This is a genomic window from Picosynechococcus sp. PCC 7117 (assembly GCF_001693275.1).
In the GTDB taxonomy this organism is placed as follows: domain Bacteria; phylum Cyanobacteriota; class Cyanobacteriia; order Cyanobacteriales; family MRBY01; genus MRBY01.
Genome location: NZ_CP016477.1, coordinates 817,408 through 836,281, shown reverse-complemented (window position 1 = coordinate 836,281; position 18,874 = coordinate 817,408). Strand labels below are relative to the sequence as shown.

The 18,874-nt window shown below is 49.8% G+C and carries 20 protein-coding genes and 1 tRNA gene; 8 read left to right on the top strand and 13 right to left on the bottom strand.

From position 1 onward, the window contains the following. Positions 1 to 37: 37 nt before the first annotated feature. The 6 genes from AWQ22_RS04035 to lipA form a co-directional block, all read right to left on the bottom strand. On the bottom strand, positions 38 to 988 hold the full coding sequence (locus AWQ22_RS04035; RefSeq protein WP_065710267.1) for a hypothetical protein: 951 nt from the start codon (positions 986 to 988) through the stop codon (positions 38 to 40). Between the two features lie 243 nt (positions 989 to 1,231). After that, positions 1,232 to 2,068 carry a nucleoside triphosphate pyrophosphohydrolase gene (gene mazG / locus AWQ22_RS04030; RefSeq protein WP_065710266.1) on the bottom strand — a complete coding sequence of 279 codons (837 nt, stop codon included), beginning with the start codon at positions 2,066 to 2,068 and terminating at the stop codon, positions 1,232 to 1,234. A gap of 102 nt (positions 2,069 to 2,170) precedes the next feature. Next, positions 2,171 to 4,252, bottom strand: coding sequence for an Rne/Rng family ribonuclease (locus AWQ22_RS04025; protein WP_065710265.1), 2,082 nt, complete (start codon positions 4,250 to 4,252; stop codon positions 2,171 to 2,173). 356 nt (positions 4,253 to 4,608) lie between these two features. Further along, entirely contained in the window at positions 4,609 to 5,769 is a 1,161-nt protein-coding gene (locus tag AWQ22_RS04020; RefSeq protein ID WP_065710264.1) for a cysteine desulfurase family protein, read from the bottom strand. A 13-nt stretch (positions 5,770 to 5,782) separates the two neighbouring features. Further along, the gene (locus tag AWQ22_RS04015; protein WP_065710263.1) at positions 5,783 to 6,346 is read right to left on the bottom strand and encodes a Uma2 family endonuclease; all 564 of its coding nucleotides are present in this window, start codon (positions 6,344 to 6,346) and stop codon (positions 5,783 to 5,785) included. Positions 6,347 to 6,374: 28 nt separating this feature from the next. Continuing rightward, positions 6,375 to 7,280, bottom strand: a complete 906-nt coding sequence (lipA, locus tag AWQ22_RS04010; RefSeq protein WP_065710262.1) for a lipoyl synthase — start codon at positions 7,278 to 7,280, stop codon at positions 6,375 to 6,377. Between the two features lie 93 nt (positions 7,281 to 7,373). On the opposite strand from lipA, the gene AWQ22_RS04005 reads away from it, so the two are divergent. Beyond that, a tRNA-Pro gene (locus tag AWQ22_RS04005) sits at positions 7,374 to 7,447 on the top strand. A 57-nt stretch (positions 7,448 to 7,504) separates the two neighbouring features. Here the strand turns inward: AWQ22_RS04005 and AWQ22_RS04000 are convergent. Beyond that, positions 7,505 to 8,014 carry a pentapeptide repeat-containing protein gene (locus tag AWQ22_RS04000; protein ID WP_065710261.1) on the bottom strand — a complete coding sequence of 170 codons (510 nt, stop codon included), beginning with the start codon at positions 8,012 to 8,014 and terminating at the stop codon, positions 7,505 to 7,507. Positions 8,015 to 8,260: 246 nt separating this feature from the next. Between AWQ22_RS04000 and AWQ22_RS03995 the strand changes: the two genes are divergently transcribed. Next, positions 8,261 to 9,871 carry an iron uptake porin gene (locus AWQ22_RS03995; protein WP_065710260.1) on the top strand — a complete coding sequence of 537 codons (1,611 nt, stop codon included), beginning with the start codon at positions 8,261 to 8,263 and terminating at the stop codon, positions 9,869 to 9,871. A gap of 84 nt (positions 9,872 to 9,955) precedes the next feature. Here the strand turns inward: AWQ22_RS03995 and AWQ22_RS03990 are convergent, their stop codons facing one another. After that, entirely contained in the window at positions 9,956 to 10,273 is a 318-nt protein-coding gene (locus AWQ22_RS03990) for a DUF3082 domain-containing protein (protein ID WP_012306410.1), read from the bottom strand. A gap of 216 nt (positions 10,274 to 10,489) precedes the next feature. Between AWQ22_RS03990 and AWQ22_RS03985 the strand changes: the two genes are divergently transcribed. Further along, a complete protein-coding gene (locus AWQ22_RS03985) occupies positions 10,490 to 10,732 on the top strand; it encodes a hypothetical protein (protein ID WP_062432821.1) in 243 nt (80 codons plus the stop codon). Here AWQ22_RS03985 and AWQ22_RS03980 read toward each other — a convergent pair. The 4 genes from AWQ22_RS03980 to AWQ22_RS16315 all read right to left on the bottom strand — a co-directional run bounded on the left by AWQ22_RS03980 (position 10,729) and on the right by AWQ22_RS16315 (position 12,963). Continuing rightward, positions 10,729 to 11,112, bottom strand: coding sequence for a VOC family protein (locus AWQ22_RS03980; protein ID WP_084448953.1), 384 nt, complete (start codon positions 11,110 to 11,112; stop codon positions 10,729 to 10,731). The genes AWQ22_RS03985 and AWQ22_RS03980 overlap by 4 nt on opposite strands. 3 nt (positions 11,113 to 11,115) lie before the next feature. Then, complete coding sequence (locus AWQ22_RS03975) at positions 11,116 to 12,240, bottom strand: DUF3747 domain-containing protein (RefSeq protein ID WP_065710257.1); 1,125 nt, start codon at positions 12,238 to 12,240, stop codon at positions 11,116 to 11,118. A gap of 153 nt (positions 12,241 to 12,393) precedes the next feature. Continuing rightward, positions 12,394 to 12,684, bottom strand: coding sequence for a hypothetical protein (locus tag AWQ22_RS03970; RefSeq protein ID WP_065710256.1), 291 nt, complete (start codon positions 12,682 to 12,684; stop codon positions 12,394 to 12,396). A 162-nt stretch (positions 12,685 to 12,846) separates the two neighbouring features. Beyond that, the gene (locus tag AWQ22_RS16315; protein ID WP_015132356.1) at positions 12,847 to 12,963 is read right to left on the bottom strand and encodes a photosystem II reaction center protein I; all 117 of its coding nucleotides are present in this window, start codon (positions 12,961 to 12,963) and stop codon (positions 12,847 to 12,849) included. A 158-nt stretch (positions 12,964 to 13,121) separates the two neighbouring features. Between AWQ22_RS16315 and AWQ22_RS03965 the strand changes: the two genes are divergently transcribed. Further along, entirely contained in the window at positions 13,122 to 14,084 is a 963-nt protein-coding gene (locus AWQ22_RS03965; protein ID WP_084448952.1) for a DUF6282 family protein, read from the top strand. Between the two features lie 33 nt (positions 14,085 to 14,117). Further along, positions 14,118 to 14,903, top strand: a complete 786-nt coding sequence (locus tag AWQ22_RS03960) for a DUF1350 family protein (RefSeq protein ID WP_065710255.1) — start codon at positions 14,118 to 14,120, stop codon at positions 14,901 to 14,903. A gap of 17 nt (positions 14,904 to 14,920) precedes the next feature. Here the strand turns inward: AWQ22_RS03960 and AWQ22_RS03955 are convergent, their stop codons facing one another. Continuing rightward, the gene (locus AWQ22_RS03955) at positions 14,921 to 16,216 is read right to left on the bottom strand and encodes a Glu/Leu/Phe/Val dehydrogenase (protein ID WP_065710254.1); all 1,296 of its coding nucleotides are present in this window, start codon (positions 16,214 to 16,216) and stop codon (positions 14,921 to 14,923) included. A 208-nt stretch (positions 16,217 to 16,424) separates the two neighbouring features. Between AWQ22_RS03955 and AWQ22_RS03950 the strand changes: the two genes are divergently transcribed. From AWQ22_RS03950 to AWQ22_RS03940, 3 genes are all read left to right on the top strand, one after another. Continuing rightward, the gene (locus AWQ22_RS03950) at positions 16,425 to 17,006 is read left to right on the top strand and encodes a DUF4126 domain-containing protein (RefSeq protein WP_065710253.1); all 582 of its coding nucleotides are present in this window, start codon (positions 16,425 to 16,427) and stop codon (positions 17,004 to 17,006) included. Positions 17,007 to 17,058: 52 nt separating this feature from the next. After that, positions 17,059 to 18,270, top strand: a complete 1,212-nt coding sequence (glp, locus tag AWQ22_RS03945; protein WP_065710252.1) for a gephyrin-like molybdotransferase Glp — start codon at positions 17,059 to 17,061, stop codon at positions 18,268 to 18,270. Between the two features lie 135 nt (positions 18,271 to 18,405). After that, positions 18,406 to 18,873 (top strand): LptA/OstA family protein, encoded by a 468-nt coding sequence (locus AWQ22_RS03940; protein WP_012306399.1) that lies wholly within the window; start codon positions 18,406 to 18,408, stop codon positions 18,871 to 18,873. Position 18,874: the final 1 nt, after the last annotated feature.

The window sequence follows — 18,874 nt, the reverse complement described above, 5'->3', positions numbered from 1 at the left end:
ATTCTAGAAATTCTTAGTTTTGGCTGAATAAAACTGCTTATAAATATTGTTGGTATTTTTCATAAATGTCTACTGCCGGAATTGGTTCCTTAAATGCCTGCGGCAAACTATAATCCTGAGCGGAATACTCTTTTCGCAAATCAACAATATTTAGATAAGGAAGTTGCCAATCCCGTAGCCGCTGCAATAACTCTTGAAATTCAATATCATTTTTTTGATAACGATATTTAAACGCAATAAATTGCAGCATCCGTGCATAGGAACGGGGGTTATCATGTTCTGCTGGAATTTGGAGAATTTCAGTCAAATGATTGAAAACATCTTGATTATCACGAATGTGTAAACTGAGCTGCGTCACATCATAAGTATCAGATTTTGTTAGGGTTTTTGAGATACTAGAAATCGCCCGCAGGACCGTATAACTGTAGGTTGCCTGCTTAAAAAGCCTCAGCAATTCCAGTCCATCTGGATATTGGGCGACATTATCAATCGCCTTTAAATATTCCTGGAGCACAATCCGGCCTTTGTCTGTTTTAATGCGGTCGAGCAGAGGCCATACTTTTTTGTGAAGAATAGCGATCACTGTTTGGTGATCTTGGGTTGCAAGCACCTGGGAAATAAATTTATAAATACTTTTTTGAAGCGGACTGCGAAATTGTAATTCTGTTTCAGAAATCAGTAAATAACTTTCCGCCGCTGTTAAAGCTAATTCTAAAAACTGAATAATTCGTTTTAAACCCTTAAACTCGCCAAGTTCTTTCTCAATTAAGACCCGCATTTTGGCATAGGTCAAAAAGTCTTCATTGTCGAACTTATTTAGTTCGATTCGCTGCACATGCCAGGCCTTTGCTCTAATTTCGCGATTATACTTTCGGTGCGCCAAAATAATTTTTTCCGGCACTGACTTCTTGCTAATCAGTTTCGCAATTTTTTCTGAAAAACTGGTCTCACCGATTAGAGGCTTATTCCACCATTGTGTTTCATCCATGGTTATTTAAGGCAAGTAATGGAGTTGATTGCTGGTGAACGGGATAGTGTTTTCTGTTCCTAAACTATTTTTTAGTTTGCTGATAGGGAAAAATAGACTTTCTTAACCGTATCATCGCATATTCTTTGTCTAGGTTGAGGCGTTTATTATTACATAAATCCTGTCGAAATTGTGGCTTAGAGCGAGCAGTCAAGCCACTTTAACAACCCTCACAGTGCCCTAAGGTAACGAAATTACTGAAGACTAGTCGGAAGAATCAATGCTTTGGTGGAGATGTTGTTTTGCCCGTTGCCAAAGGGTTTCTAGTTCTGCGAGGGAGTAATCTGTCAGGGACTTATCTGCAAACTTTTCCATCAAAGAAATGCGTTGCACCATGCGGTTGTTGGTGCCGTGGAGCGCCCCATTGGGATCGAGATCATACCACCGGGCTAAATTGACGACGGTGAATAGTAGATCGCCGAGTTCAGCCTGTTGATGGGCCTTGTTCTCAGTTTGGAGTGCCTCGCGAAATTCCTGGAGTTCTTCCTCAAATTTTGCCCACACTTCCCCAATGTTTTCCCATTCAAATCCGGCGGCGGCAGCTTTTTCGGACATTTTTAGGCTCGCCATCAATGGTGGGAGGGTGCTGTTATAGCGGTCTAATTTACGGCTGAGCTGGGGCACAGTTTGCGGGGATTCGCCTTTTTCTTCGGCCTTGATGGTCTCCCAGTTTTGACGGACTTCGGCGACGGTGCTGGCACTGGTTTCACCGAACACATGGGGGTGACGGCGAATCAATTTTTCGCTAATGCCCTCGGCGACTTCCTGGAGGCTGAAGTGGCCGTATTCCTGGGCAATTTGGGCTTGTAAAACGACTTGCAGTAAGAGATCCCCTAATTCTTCGGCGATCGCCTGTTGGTCATCTTGACGGAGGGCATGGACAACTTCATAGGCTTCTTCGATCACATAGGGAATCAAGGTTTGGGGTGTTTGTTCTAAGTCCCAGGGACAACCACCAGCGGGCGATCGCAATTGAGCGACAACCTCAATTAAATGTTGTAGAGCCGTTAGGATTGCGTCGGTCGTTTGTTTCGGTGCCATAGCTTTTTAAGGGGGAATTTTTGGGTCAGAGTGAGGGGGCGAAAACACCCCCAAAAGAAAAAAGCAGTGTTGCCACTGCCTTAGGTTAACGGTAATTGGGTTTTAACTACTGGCGGAAGAACGGCGACGGCGACGGCGACGGCCATTGGTCTTTTCTTCAGCGTCTTTTTCTGCTACTTCCGGTTCCGCCTGGGGTGAAACTTTTGTTTCTACGGGTTGAGCAGTTTGAGGAGCTGTGTCGTCTGCTTCGGGGGCGACCTCTCCAGTTTCAGGGGTCTCAATCTGGAGTTGTTGCGGCTCTAAATTTTCGACTGGTGTTACTTTTTCCGAAGTGGCATCGGTTTCTTTGGCGCTTCCCGGTCGCACAATTTCGATAATCGTTGAGCGGGGGTCTTTTTTCCCAGCAGCGTCTAAACGCACCAGGGGTGATACCCCAATCAGGGCATAGACATTTTTTTCCTGCTCCGTCATTTCCACCTGAACGGTTTCTTTGGGCTCGTCACGGCGGTAACGACTCCGTTCGCGACGGTCATAGCGGGAAGACGTATTGCTGTTGTCTTGGGACGAAGACGTTTTTGTTTCTTTTTTCTCTTTTGTCGGAGTCTCAGCAGAGGGGCGATCGCCACCATTATCTTGGGTCTCTTTTTCGTCCCGGAGCACTGGCTTACTCGAAACCTCCGGCGATCGCCGGCGACGACGACGATTATTATTATTACTGCTTTGTTCCTGATAATCGGGATGATGCACCAGATTTAACGGCTCTGCCGCAGGCGTATTCCCTGCATTAATCAGCTTGCTCCGAGCAACCCGTGATGTAATCCGTCGTCCGTGGCTGGTGGTGCCGCGCCGTCCCCCAGACAGTACAGGCCGACTTTCTCCCGGTGTCCGCGCCCCGCCCTGGAGCGAGAGAGAAGACAGAATATTTAACTGGAGTGGTACAGGTTCCTCTTCACCGGGTAAATGTACCAAGTGACCAAGGCCATTACAGTGGGCGCAGGGCTTACCGAACAGTTCGTAAATATTTTGACCCTGTCGTTTACGGGTTAGTTCTACCAAACCGAGTTCAGACAACTGGGCGATCTGGGGCCGGGCCTTATCCGCCTTGAGAATACTTGTAAAATGCTCCAGCAACTTCAACTGATCATGGCGAGAATCCATGTCAATGAAATCCACCACGATTACCCCACCAATGTTGCGTAACCGCAGTTGCCGCGCAATTTCTGTGGCCGCCTCATAGTTCGTCCAGAGCACCGTTTCCCGTGCGGTGGCGGATTTAGTAAAAGAACCAGAGTTTACATCAATAACAGTTAAAGCTTCGGTGGGTTCAATGATGATGTAACCCCCAGAAGGCAACTCAACCCTGGGCTTGAGGGCTTCACGAATGGCTGCATTCACCCGGAAATAGTCCAGAATCGATTGCTTTTCGCGGTGATGATCAATTAACAAACCGTCGGGCGCTTTCCCCCCTTCCCAGTTCATGAGCTGGCTTTTCACCCGTTTCATGCCGCTGGCAGAATCCACCACGATGCGGTTCACTTCATCGCTGTACATGTCCCGCAGCACCCGCTGAATAAAGTCGTCATCGCGGTTGATCAGGGTCGGAGGACGGCCGTAGTTTGCCTGCTGCTGGATCGCTTCCCACTGTTTTTGGAGCAGTTCTAAATCTTCGATGATCGCTTCTTCGTCGGTACCTTCGGCCTCAGTCCGCACCAAAAGTCCCATGCCGGGGGGTTTCATCAGCACGGCGAGGGCCCGCAGACGGTTACGTTCGCTATCACTACTGATGCGGCGGGAAAGGTTAACTCCTTTGCTGTAGGGCATCAGGACGACGTAGCGACCGGGGAGGGTAATATTGCCTGTGAGCCGCGGCCCTTTGTTTCCCGTGGGTTCTTTCATCACCTGAACCAGGGCTTTTTGTTGGGGTTCGAGGAGTTCGGTGATTGAGCTGGAATTTTTTCTGAGTCGAATGGGGCCGAGATCGCTGACGTGGATGAAACCGTTTTTTTCGGTGTCACCGATGTTAACAAAGGCCGCGTCAATGCCGGGAATGACGTTTTCGACGATACCGAGATAGATGTCACCGACCTGTTGGGCACCGGTGGATACGACAATTTCTTGGATTTGGTCTTCCCAAAAAACGGCAGCAATCTGATGCTGCTCTGCAATAATAATTTGCTTAGGCATTCAAATTCCTCGATTTTTTTCGCTTAATGCTGAAAAAACTGTTCTATGCAAGTTCTGTTGTCTGAAATAAATGCTTTGAAACTAGGCTGGATATTTCTTGTTTCGTGCAGACTTCACCGCAGACATGAGTCTATGTATGGCTGGGTGAGATGAAATGGTAGGCGATCGCCGGATCTTGTGTCGTTGAGGAAAAGGTTAGGATTACCGCAACAACAAACAAAGACCGGAGCAAATTCTTTCTTCACACGCTGTGTAAAGGGAGAAGACGGTTACGGCTAAATACAGGAAGGTTTAGCGGCATATTTGCAATCGCCTCAGATCCCATTCTAAAGCCAAGTGTTCACTTTGGATCACTTTCATGGGGTCTTGGTGGGCATTTTTCGGAGGCTGTGGAGGGTGTGCTGTAGGGTGTGGGCGACGTGATCGATATCGGTAGCGGTGGTGAAACGGCCTAAACCAAAGCGCAGGGAGGCGCGACAAAGGGCTGGCGATCGCCCCAGGGCCGTGAGGACATGGGAGGGTTTACCGGAACTACAGGCGGAACCAGCGGAAAGGGCGACGGTATTGCGCAGTGCCAAAAGGAGGGCGGTGCCGTCAATATTTTCGATACTGATGTTGAGGTTATGGGGGAGCCGTTGGTCGAGGTCGCCGTTTAGATAAATGCCTTCTAGGGGTTGGAGTTGCTGCCAGAGGCGATCGCGTAATAGTTTAAGCCTGGTATTTTCTTCGTCCATCTGGGCCAGACCGATTGTGATGGCCTTACCAAAGCCAACAATTTGCGGCGTGTAGAGAGTGCCCGATCGCCGTCCCCGTTCTTGGCCACCGCCGTGGAGTTGGGGCGCAAGATTGACACGGGGATTTTTTCGGCGCACATACAACGCACCGATTCCCTTGGGGCCATAGACTTTGTGGGCTGTCAGGGACAGCAGGTCAATGTTTTGGGTTTGGACATTCAGGGGGATTTTGGCGATCGCCTGGGCCGCGTCACAGTGAAATAAAATGCCTTGGTCATGACAGAGGGCACCAATTTCTGCGACAGGTTGGAGTACGCCAATCTCGTTATTGGCCGCCATTACCGAGACCAGTACTGTATCTTGACGGAGTGCTTTTTCCAACAAGGATAAATCCAATAAGCCATTGGCTTGCACGGGCAGATAAGTTACCTCAAACCCCAAAGTTTCTAAATAGGCACAGGGGTCAAGCACCGCTCGATGTTCCGTTTGCACCGTAACAATATGCCTGCCTTTGTCAAAATAAGCCTCAGCTACCCCTTTAATCGCTAGATTATTTGCCTCCGTCGCCCCACTAGTAAACACAATTTCCTCTGGCTCTGCCCCAATGCTGCTGGCGATTATTTCTCTGGATTGTTCTACCGCTGCCGCCGCTTCCCAACCGTAGACATGGCCAGCACTCGCAGGATTACCAAACTGCTCCGTAAAGTAGGGCAACATGGCTTCTAGTACCTGCGGATCAACGGGAGTTGTCGCATGGTTATCAAGATAAATGGGACGCTTCATCGTAAAAAATAGCCTAATTTTTTAACCAAGCAAAAATCTCATCTCCCCTTAAAGTCAATGGCTGAGCAAAAGTCGGCATTGGTAAACTTTGGGCTTGCTGATCAAACACCTGTACAGATTTATCTGGCTGATAAACGAAAATACAGGCTTCTTGGGGGTCAATCAACCACCCCATTTCTGTTCCATAAGCTAAACAGTGGAGGATGTTTCGAATAACACGGCTATGGCTTTGATTGGGAGACAAAATTTCAATTAACCAATCCGGCGCAAGCTTAAAAACATTGGCAATTTCACCGTTATCATCTCGAGGGATTCGTTCTGTTTTAAAGACCGCAACATCCGGCACAATGGAGCGTTCCCCAAAAGTACAACGTAGTTCTGGAAAAACCTGAGCTGTTTTCTCCGGGCGGAAAGCCATGGTGAGGGCAAGGGTTAATTCCCGTTGTAGGAGGCTATGTTTTCCTTGGGGCATTGGCTTTTGACGAATCATCCCATCGATATATTCGTTAGCAGGTTTAGTCTCTGGTAGCGCTAGGAATTCTTCTAGGGTCATTGAGCGACTTAGTGCTTGCACCATGGAACGTACCGTAGATGGGAACTATTTTTTATTTTAGTGACTGTAACTGACTGAGTTCTGGCTTAGGTCTAGGGTGGGTTTCCATTAAGCGCCGCACCTGTTCGGCATGGTAAGAACTACGGGTGAGGGGGCTAGAAACCACTTGCAAAAAGCCGAGGGATTCACCATATTCCCGCCAAGCGTCAAATTGTGCTGGGGTAATAAAATCTTGCACCCCTAAATGTTTTTGGGTGGGCTGGAGGTATTGACCAATGGTGAGAATGTCACAGTCTACGGCTCGCAGATCACGCATGACTTCACGCACTTCTGCATCGGTTTCCCCAAGGCCAACCATAATCCCCGATTTGGTGTAAACCCAGGGGGTTAGCTCGCGGGTGCGCTGGAGTAACTCCAGGGAACGTTGATAATCCCCTTGGGGACGCGTTTTTTTATAAAGACGGGGGACGGTCTCGGTGTTGTGGTTCAACACTTCGGGGGCCGCATCAAGGATCGTTTTGAGGGCGTCCCAATTACCGCAGAGGTCAGGAATCAAGACTTCAATGGTGGTTTTGGGTGACAGTTCACGGGTGCGTTCGATACATTTTACAAATTGGCTTGCGCCATCATCGGGGAGATCGTCACGGTTGACGGAGGTGATTACGACATGATTGAGATTCAGACGGCGGACGGCTTCGGCGAGATTGTCGGGTTCTGTGGGATCTAAACCCCGGGGCACTTTGTCAAAGTCAATGTCGCAGTAGGGGCAAGCACGGGTGCAGGCTGGCCCCATAATCAAAAAGGTGGCGGTGCCTGCATTGAAACATTCGCCAATGTTGGGACAGGAGGCTTCTTCGCAGACGGTGTTGAGGCTGAGGTCCCGTAAAATTTCTTTGACGCTGCCAACCCGTTGCCATTGGGGGGCCTTTACTCTGAGCCAATCTGGTTTTACCGTCACGGCGATCGCTCCTTACTTTTTGAGAATTTTGGACTTAACGGACAAGTTTTTATCGTAGCAAGGTTTACCTGTGTTAGTATAGGTTCTGTTTTTCGGGATGTAGCGCAGCTTGGTAGCGCACCTCGTTCGGGACGAGGGGGTCGTAGGTTCAAATCCTATCATCCCGATTTTTTGAAAAATCACGACCAAAGATCTCCTGGATATTTTGCTAATTCCCAGGGGGACTAATTTTTACAGTTGAGACTGTAGCGGGTGTCGGTGCCGGTAATGGTATTGGTGCCGCTGGCTCGTTTGCAGAGCTCGGACAGTTGATAGCGGTCGAGGAGCGCACCAGAAAAATCAGCCCCATCGATAATCGCTTCGGCAAAGTTTGTCCCCGGCGCAACGGCATCGACAAAAAGGGCGTTGGTGAGGTTCGCACCTTCCATGTTGACTTGATCCATAAAGGCTTCGGAAAGGTTGGCTTCGGTGAGATTGGCCTCCATAAATTTGCCTTCGGTGAGGATGGCTCGGCTTAGGTCACTGCCAGTAAAGTCACTCCCCCGCACATCGGCCCGGGCAAAGCTCGCTGCCTGGAGATTTTCGTGGGCAAAGTCATGGTTCGGCAGTTCGGAATAGGTATAGTTCAGCTTACTAGCGGCGATCGCCTCTGGGGTCACCAAAATTATCACGGCGATCGCCAACAGAAAAACCATTCCCACACGTCGAACAAATTGCGCGGCTACAGAAACCATAATTTCACTAACCTCAAAAAATATTTTTCTTTTTCTAGGATACAAGCCTTCCCCAAGGGGGTTACATCCAGAACTTCCATGTAGTACCCGCTAAATTTGCATCACCGCCACAATTTCGTAGGAAATACTACAAAACTTCCACCATAAGTCATGGCAAAACTAAGCCATTCATTTTTTAACCCCGACTTCAACTTTGATTAACCTTGCCAAAATCAAAGCTTCGGGTGTGAGGACAAACACCAAACTATGACTTCTTTGAAAACTGTATCCTTAGCTGCAACCGCTTTTGTGACGATGACCGGCCAGGCGATCGCCACAGATAATCAAGCATTGCTCGAACAAATTAATCAGTACAGTGCGAACAGTTCTACCGCTCAAGTCAATAGCATTTTCCAGCTCAGCGATGTTTCTCCCTCTGACTGGGCCTTTGATGCGCTGCGAAATTTAGTCGAAAACTACAACTGTATTGTTGGCTATCCCGATGGTACCTATCGTGGCAATCGTCCCCTCAGTCGTTATGAATTTGCCGCTGGTTTAAATGCCTGTTTACAGCAAATTGAGCGGCTGATCACCAGTGGCAGTTCTGAAGTTACGGCAGAAGATCTCGCTGCGCTACGTCGCCTCGTGAATGAATTTGAAGCAGAACTCGCAACCCTTGGTGCCCGCGTTGATGACCTCGAAGGCCGCGTCGAATTCCTCGAAGATCATCAGTTCTCAACGACGACCAAGCTAGTGGGGGAAGTCTCCTTTAATATTTCTGATGCTTTTGGCGATGGCGTCGATGATGCCCAAACCGTTTTTCAAGACAAAGTTCGCTTAATGCTAGTCACCAGCTTTACTGGCAAAGATCGGCTCTATACACGTTTAAGTGCCGGAAATTCTGGCCCTTCATTTACAGGGCAATACGATACTTTGGGATCTGGATTTGTCCCTAGAACTCAAGAAGGACGTTTTTCCTATGATGGTGAACGTGACAACGACGTCACAATCGATCGACTGCACTATGCCTTTCCAGTTGGTGATAGCGCAACTGTCACGGCGATGGCGATTCTCGGAGCCCATCACTTCTATGCAGATACCTTCAATACAGGTCTAGAAGCTGGTGGCGGTTCAAATGGTGCCCTCTCTCGTTTCGGTGAGCGCAACCCAATTTATCGTCTGGGGATTGGTACTTCCACTACCGGGATTGGGATTAAACATGACTTTAATGACGTCTTCCAGCTTTCGGCGGGATATCTCGCAACAAATGGCAGTGATCCGAGCGAAGGAGAAGGACTATTTAACGGCACCTACTCCGCAATGGCGCAATTGGCAATCAAGCCCAGTGACAAGTTTAAATTTGGGGTGAACTATGTCCGCGGCTATGCCACTGACAGTAGTGATTTTGCCTATGGTGGTACGGGAACTGGCTGGGCTAATAATCTGAATAACTCCGGCATGGGCATGGCTGTAAATAATGTGGAAACGAATTCGTTTGGTGGCCAGGTTCAATGGGATGTCACCGATAAAATCAGCCTCCGGGGTTGGGTCGGCTATACCGATGCCAAGTTCGATGAAGGTGAAGCGGATATCTGGACTTGGGCCGGTATTTTGGCATTGCCTGACCTTGGTAAACCCGGCAACATGGGAGCAATTATCGTTGGTTCTGAGCCCTACGCCACAAACCTAGAAATTGGTGGCAGTACACCCCGAGGCTTTACTGATGATATGCCTTTGCACATTGAAGGGCTTTATAAGTATCAGTTGAGCAAGAATATTTCCATTACCCCTGGTGTAATTTGGTTGATTAACCCAAATCAAAATGAGGATAACGAAGACATCATTATTGGCACGATTCGGACAACCTTCTCGTTCTAGAGGAGCTGGCAGCGAGTGAAGCTGCTTAACTGAAAATGCTTAAAAGTAATGACCTGACCCTGGAAGCAATTCTAGGGTTTTTTCTTATGAATCACCAGGGGAAGTTGTTTGCTTACCGCTCAAGAGAGACTGGAGACCCAAAATAAATAGACCTACAGCAATGAGGCCAAATACTCCTGTTGCCATGGTAAATAAGCCCATAATGAGGGTGCGTACTGTAATCCCAATTTGGATGGCAAGGCCATTCCCCGTAGGTGGTTTACTAGCAAAGCCCGCAATGACTTTATTCGTTAAAAGGTAGGCTGCAAAGGACATGGAACCAGCAACGGCAGTACCGTACCAACACCGCAAAGGACTGGGTAAGGTTTCGTCTGGTTTTAGGTCGGGGGTTTCTTCGCTCATCGTCTCGATTTGTTAAATAGTAGAAACTACAAATTACAGGCCAGGGGACATGGTTGATATTTTACGCCTTTGGGGTTTGGGCAAGGAAATTTTCCAGGAGTGCCAAGCCCAAGACTTAAGCCAATATTGGGTGATGATGCCACTGGGCCAGATGTTGCCATAGTATAAAAATTGAGAGAAATATTTCCGTGGCCGTTTACGAGGGAGGACAGATCCATGAAAGTTAAGTTCATGAGTGCAGGCAATTCGGTGAAGTTAGTTATTTTTCTGTTGTTGGCATTTGTGGCGGTGGGAGATGTCTTTTTACCGGAACCTCTCAAGGGGGCGAGTAAACAAATAAAGGCAACCGTAAACAATCTTGTCCTGGGTATTTTGCCACGGGAGGGATTTCAAGATCCCCATGAGCGGACGGAAAAGGCCGTAGAAGAAATGGAACAGGAAGCAGGGAGCCAACCCTAGGGATTGGCTTGAATAGCATTACTTTGGTGCAGAATTAAGCGGTTTTGGGCAGGATCGTAGGCGTAACATTCGCGTCCATGGGAGGCTGTGCTGATTTCACCATTTATCGCTCCCCCTAAGGCTTGCACGGTGGCGATCGCCTCTTCGAGATCATCAACTTCTAGGCAAAAACTCAAAGCCCCTGAGGTTCCGGTAAATTCTGCTTGGTGTTGGGGACTGAGTTGAAAAATGCCGATTTTCAGACCCAGAATCCGAAACTCCGCGTAACGATCTTGGCTGTAGCTTGCGGGTTCGTCATTCAGGAGACCACGGTAAAAGTCAACCACCTCCTGCCAAGGGTCAGCGGCGATCGCCACAAAGATTTCTGAAAAATTTGCCATCACTTACTGCACAGGGACAATTTGCACGGCTAGACCCGTTTCTCGCAAGCGCATTTGCAAATCTTGGGCTTCAAATTCTGCGGCGAAGGCTCCGGCTTGCATCATCCGGCGATCGCCAACCCACGTATGAAACGCATCCGGGATAACAGCCTTTAACCGTTCTTTTTGTTCTGGGGTTTGGGCATCAACCACCACCCGGTACCGCAAACCTAAGCTCTGGGCCAAGGAAACGCTATTGGGCGGTGGCGGCGGTTGTTGACCGGGTTCTTCAAGGCGAATGACCCCAGTGTTACTGGAACTATAGGTGGGGATAGAGCGTTGGGGGACAGGGAGAACGTTGGGATTGCTGGGATTGCTCGGTAGGCTCACGATGGGTTCAGGGGCCGCGGGAACTGTAATTGCTGCCACGAGGGTTTCGTTCGGGCGACTGGTGGTTTCTTGGTAGGGAGGCACAAAAATTTGAATTGTTTCGCTGCCAGAGACCGATTTTTCGGTGATTTTGCTACTGGTATAGGTGGTGGGCGCAGTTGCAACCCATTCCTGTCGGGGAGCGGCAGCAACCAATTGGTCGCGGGGTCGTTCATTGGCGAGGTAAATGTGACCCAGGGTTTTTCCTTCGTAGGTGCGTTTCGCCATGCGCCAACCTGGATTGAGGTTAATCTTCAGCATTCCCTGGGCCAGCCCGCCCGTATCTCCCACTTCGATGGGCGATCGCCCCGGATTTTCCACATCAAAAGCCTTGAGGACAACCGCTCCCCTTTCCTGAACCAACTGGAGGCGATAGCGCCAAGCCATATCTTGCTCCCCTAGGCGCAGGGAATAGCCGTTGGAATCGGTGCTGCGGCCACAAATCCCCGTAAAGTCAAATTGCAACAGTAGCGGATCAATAACCGTGGGAGAGCCTCCCTGTTCTCGCCAACAGGCCCGGTTTTGGTCGAGTTGTTCAAGGATCACAAGATTATAGGCTTCACCACCAGCAAGGGGGACGGCGATCGCCACCACATCTCCAGGGGTCAAATCCTGGGTGCCAAACAAACCGCTATTAGCTTGGGCTATGGGTGCAAAGCTAATGGGCCCTAGGGTAGCCATACTCACCCCCAACGCCGTGAGACCTGCGCGAATATTCATCTGATCCTCATCACCAAAACGAACAATGGGCCTGGGTTTTCCCCTGGGGGAAAGCTCAGAATTGCCAGCATTTTAGCACCGGACTTTTGCCTCTCCCATCCCCTATCCGGCCATCAGTCAACAAAAATTTATAGTTCCGTGTGCCGACACAGTTTAAAAGGGAGAAATTGTTTGCAGCAGTTTCCGCAACCGGAGAAGAAAAATGGTGTGCTGGATGTCTGCATTGACGGTGGGAGGAAGATTTCGTTCCGCTTGTTCCTGTTGGATTTCGGCGTATTCTTGGGCAGTGACGGGTTCTCCATCAATGGGCGATCGCCCTTCGGTAATCATTTCTGTGCGCAACACCTCCTCCGGGAGATCCTCTGGGGGCGGCAAGGCGATCGAGAGGGGCGTTGTCAGGAGCAAAACAACGGCGGTTATGGGCAAAGCAGGTCGTCTTAGCATGGTGACATTTAGGAGACAGTTGCGGGGGACTCAATGGCCTTTCTTTTCAATGTAGCGAATCCAAAACCCGTACCCATGAAAAAGTGGGGTTGCCCTAGGACAGCTCCCCACCATTTTTGATGCTGTAAATCAAGTTTGCTGCGATAAACAGCCCAGAATACTTTATTCGAAATCCTTTCTACCGGGGTTGCGGGTTGGGTCGCTAGATAGAAAACCGAAGATAAACAGAGATACAAAGAAAATGACTGTGATGTAAACAGCAATCTTAAGGGTAAGCATATTTATAGGTCTCCTGTGAACACAAAACCAACGGATGCAATTGGTTTTATGAGGATATTTTAATTAACGTAACATATCATACGTTGATATCCTCGCTTCCGTAAACGAAAGGAATCCTTAAACCGTATTCGCTAGCGCAAAAGCTATCATTCTCTGCCATGGAACGTCCCCTTTATTTCCTTAAAAATCCTCTCCTGTTACGGCTGCTAGTCGGGATCGGTTTGGGCCTCTGGATTTGGGGGGTTGGAACCCTGGGGGTGATCGCCACAGATTTTAAAGGCAGCATCGATTTCCATGTCCATTCTGCTCCGGATGTCACGACTAGGTTATACGACGACCTCGAATTGGTTGAAAACGCAGCCCAGGCAGGGATGCAAGCCCTCGTGCTCAAAAACCACGTCACCCCAACGGCGGATCGGGCGGTGTTGGCCCACAAAGTTGTGCCGGATATGGAAGTATATGGGGGGGTTGTGCTCAATGAAACGGTGGGCGGCTTGAATCTCCGGGCCGTGGAAACCATGGATCGCCTGGGAGAAGGGCGGGGAAAAGTCGTTTGGCTGCCCACCATTGATGCGGCCCACCATCGTCAGACCCTAAACCACCGCTTTGGGGGATTGCGGGTTGCCCGCTATGGCCATCTGGTGCCAGAAATGCCGGACATTTTACAGTACATTGCCGCCCATAATCTGGTTTTAGGCACGGGCCACATTTCCCCGGCAGAAATTCTCACCATTGTCCCTGCGGCAAAACAATCGGGCGTTGAAAAAATCCTCGTAACCCATGCCATGGCCACCGTACCAGGATTAACCCTCGCACAAATGCAGGCGATCGCCGACCAAGGGGCTTTTTTAGAATTAACCTACGTGAATACATTGATGGGGGAAAATGCCACCGAAGCAGACCACCAAGCCTGGGAGAATGTGAGTATTGAAACAATGGCGAAGGCGATCCAAACCATCGGTGCAACCCACTTTGTCCTGAGCACCGATCTCGGACGAGCCCTTGATCCATCGCCCATTGACGGCTACCAGCGATTTTTAGAACAGTTGGCGGCGGCGGGCATTTCTGAAGCTGACCTGTACCTGATGAGCCACACCAACCCCGAAAAACTTTTACAATAAAAGCCACTTTTAGTAAGCAACAAACGGCAAATAATGATTTGGCAAGAGTCTGGTAGCAGTTGGATTTTAATCCCAGTACAACCGGTGGGGGTGATTCATTTTTTGGGGGGTGCTTTTGTGGGCACTGCGCCGCAACTCACCTACAAATGGCTCCTAGAACAGCTTGCCGCCGAAGGGTATGCGATTATCACCACTCCTTTTGTGAATGGTTTTGATCATTTGGCGATCGCCCGGCAGGTGCTTAACCGCTTTGAAAATATCCTCGAACGACTGCAAAACTCAAACCAACTGGGCTACCGTTACCTCCCTGTCTATGGCGTGGGCCACAGCATGGGCTGCAAAATTCACCTGTTGATTGGCAGCTTATTTAATGTGCAACGGGCGGGCAATGTTTTGATGTCCTACAACAACTTTCCCGTGAAAAAATCTATTCCTTTCTTCGAGCAGTTTGACCCGGACAACACGATTAATTTTGAATTCACCCCTTCTCCTCTTGAGACCAATGAAATTATCCAAACCAGCTACCAGATCCGACGCAATCTCCTGATTCAGTTCAACAACGACACCATTGACCAAACCCCAGATCTAACCCCCATCCTCATCGAGCGCTTCCCCAATATGGTGGCAACCCTCAACCTCACGGGGAATCACCTCACCCCTTTAGGCCAAGATCTAGACTGGCAATTTACCGAAGGCTTTTCTCCCCTCGATACCTTTGGCCAATGGTTAAAACAAGGCCTATCAAAGGATCTAAAGGGACTGAAAACAGAGATCTGCCGTTGGTTGAACCCTGCTGATTTTGCCGTCTCTAGGGCGTAAATCGAAAGAATTTTTCCCTAGGCCGAACTGCCTGAAAAATAAGTGCGTGTCCCCTTCGCATCTAGGGCCTCACCGAGGCGCATCAGAGCCTGGACATAGGCCGCAGTCCGCATCGAAATCTGTCGCGTTTGGGCAATGTGCCACACCTGGTTTGTGGCTGTAACCATACGTGTCTTCAGCTGATCGCGAATGTCCGTCGCCGGCCAATAAAAGCCACTGCGATTTTGTACCCACTCAAAATAACTCACCGTGACCCCCCCAGCATTGGTGAGAATATCCGGCACCACCATAATTCCCTTTTCTTCTAGGATGACATCCGCAGCCGAGCTAATGGGGCCGTTGGCCACTTCAAAAATTAATTTGGCTCGCACTTGATGGGCATTGTCCGCCGTAATTTGATTTTCAAGGGCTGCCGGAATCAAAATATCAACATCTAAGGTCAAGAGTTGTTCATTGGTGATCGTTTGGTGTTCAACAATATTGCAAACGGATTTTTCACAATAAACAGCAGCCATATTCCGACTTTCTGACTTGTACTGGCGGATGCTCGGAATATCTAAGCCCTGTTCTGCATAGATCCCCCCACGGGAATCACTAACGGCGACAACATGGTAGCCAGCGCAGGCTAGTTGTTGGGCCAGTTCTGCTCCGGCATTGCCAAACCCTTGCACCGCAACGGTGGTTTTTTCGGGGACATATTCTAGTTTTTTGCAGATGGTTTTAATTACATCAAAGGCACCACTGGCCGTCGCGGTATTGCGTCCTTGGCTCCCCCCCATGCCCAAGGGCTTACCTGTTACGACCCCCGGCAGAATTTTTCGTTGAATAATGCTGTAATGATCCATCATCCAACCCATCACCATGGCATTGGTATAGGCATCTGGTGCCAAAATATCCGTGTCGGGGCCAATGGCATCGGCGATCGCCTCGATGTAACCCCGGCTCAAACGTTCTAGTTCGGCTTTAGAAAGGCTTTTGGCATCAACAGTAATGCCCCCTTTGGCTCCCCCAAAGGGCAGATCTAGCAAGGCACATTTGAAGGTCATCCAAAAGGCCAGGGATTGTACTTCGTCTAGGGAAACGTTGGGATGATACCGCACGCCCCCTTTACCCGGCCCCCTAGTGTCGTCATACCGCACCCGATACCCCCGGAAGATTCTCAAAGAACCATCATCGAGGCGCACGGGAATAGAAACGCTCAGGCTCATTTTGGGATATTTCAAGCGTTCGCTGGCATCTTCAGAGATGTTGACGTGGTGGAGCGCTTTTTCGAGGCGTAGGCTAGCATCGCTCAGGAGAGAATTTACCGTCATGGTTCATGGTTTAAGCCGAATAAGGGGTATTAAATCACGGTGACTTTGGCTTGTGAGGTCGGGAACATGAATCACGGGGAAATCGTTACATCTGCTGGTGTGAAATCATTCGGGATTGGAAAAAAGGCCATCCCTAAAAATGGAACGATACACTGAAGGGTAAGGTCTTCTGTCCACGGGATTGTGGCACAGAATTTTTTATTTTGAGATGATCATCGGATTTTTGGCGGTATTGTCAGCGGCGGCGGCGGCGGGAATGCGCATCGGTTTACCGTTGCTGATTATTTTGCTGCTCCACAGTGATGAATTGGTGGCGAATTTGCCTGGGATCGGTTGGTTGCCGCCCCGGGTTTTGATCGCTATTTTTACGATGTGGGCCGTGTTTGAGCTGTTTGGCTCGAAGCAACTCCTGGGTCAACGCATTCTCCAGGCGATCGCCCTCTTATTTAGTCCGATTGTAGGGGCCATTTTAAGCCTGACCGTGGCCCAGGTGATCCGCCTAGAATTTGAACCGCTCTGGCTGGTGGGGGTAATGGGGGGGCTGGTCGCTTTTGTGCTGAAGCTGACTTTGACGGGGTGGTTTTTCCGGTTGCGGGGTCTGCCCCTGTGGTGGTCTTTTACGGAAGATTTTTTATGTGTGGTGCTGGTGTTGTTTGCCTTTCAATCGCCGGAGCAGGGCGGGATTATTGCGATGATTTTGCTGTGGTTAGCGGTGCGCAGTTCCACAGAATGGAAACGCTATTACGAAGAGAATCGCCAGCCCAAAGGTGATGCTTCAGGGCCAGACTAACTTGTTTGGCAAACTGACCTACTATATTGAGTGTCAAAACGTATGACGAAGTATGATTTCCGTTGATCAAGCCCAAGCTTTAATTCTCCAGGCGATCGCCCCCCTGGGCGAGACTGAACCCAGTACCCTAGAAACGGCTCTGGGACGAATTTTGGCGACGACGGTGACCGGAAAATTGGATATTCCCCACTGGGATAATTCCGCCATGGATGGCTATGCGATCCGGTTTGCAGACCTGGAAGAAGAGCCCGTCGAACTAGAAATCATTGAAACGATTCCGGCGGGTCAAGCGCCCCAAAAATCCTTAGCGTCTGGCCAAGCCGCTCGCATTTTCACCGGGGCAATGTTGCCGACTGAGGCGGATACGGTGGTGATGCAAGAGCACACAGAGCAACGGGGCGATCGGGTCAAAATTTTACAAAATCCCTCTTTGCGGCAGTTTGTACGCCAGCGGGGTGATTATTATCGCGCCGGGGAACCCCTCTTAAAACCAGGACAACGGTTGGGCGCAGCAGATTTAGCGGTGCTTGCGGCCTGTCAATGTGTGAAATTTCCGGTCTATCGGCAACCGAGGGTCGCAATTTTTTCCACGGGGGATGAGCTGCGATCGCCCCAGGAAAAGTTAGAAATCGGCCAAATTGTTGATTCTAATCGCTATGGTTTGACGGCCTTTGTCCAGGGGCAACGGGCGATTCCGAAAAATTTTGGCATTGTCCCCGATGATCCAGCCCAACTGAAAGCAACCATGGAAAAGGCGATCGCCGCTGGGGATCTGATCCTCTCGACGGGGGGCGTTTCCGTGGGCGAGTTTGACTATGTCGAAAAGCTCCTCGAAGAATTAGGGGGCGAAATTTTCATCCGTAGTGTGGCCATCCGTCCCGGTAAACCCCTGACAGTGGCGAAATTTCCTGGAAATAAACTCTACTTTGGGCTGCCCGGCAATCCGGTATCGGCCCTAGTGGGTTGTTGGCGGTTCGTGCAACCTGCGTTGAAAAAGTTGTCCGGCGATGCTGGGCCTTGGGCACCAGAATTTGTCTGGGCCACCTGTGATCAGCCCCTCAAGGGCGCCGGAAAGCGGGATGCTTACCTGTGGGGAACCTTGGTAGCCACGGCGACAGGTTATCTTTTTCATTTAGCTGGGGGCGGCCACAGTTCTGCGAATTTAGTGAATCTTGCCCAAACCAATGCCCTCGCCATTGTGCCCCAGGGGACTGGTGAAATCCCAGCAGGCGATCGCCTCCGGGTGATGCGTCTCCAAACCTAAGAGGATTTTTGTTGAAAAGGGAAATCCCAGGCTTACTATAGGAAGATAATTCCGCAACTCAATCGGCCATCGTTGCGTCTTTAGGGTAAATAGCCGCACCCAGCGCGCATAGTCTTTTTAGCAGGTACAACAATTATGACGGTCAAGGGCTTTGGTAATCGAATGATTTATGGATTTGGGGGACTCTCCTTGGCGATCGCCGCCACGGTCAGTCAGCTTCCCCCCCAGCAGGCCGCCCAAGCCCAAAATGCCAATGCCCTCACGGTGCGTTCTGATATCCAAGAGGCGAATACCGAAACGGGGATTATCACTGCCCGGGGCAATGTACGGATCAATTATCCCGCCCGCAATCTCCAGGCTACTGCGGCCCAGGCCCAATATTTTTCAGAAGAACGTACACTAGTGCTCAGCGGCAACGTCTATGTCCTCCAGGATGGCAATAGTCTCCGGGCAGAACAAATGACTTATTCCATCGACGAAGGACGCTTTGTCGCCACCCCAGGCCGCAGCGAACAAGTAGAAGCCAGCTATCTCATTCCCGAACAGCCCCCGACAAGTCAATCCCGCACCCCTGCTCCCATTACCCTCCCCGAAGACGAATAAA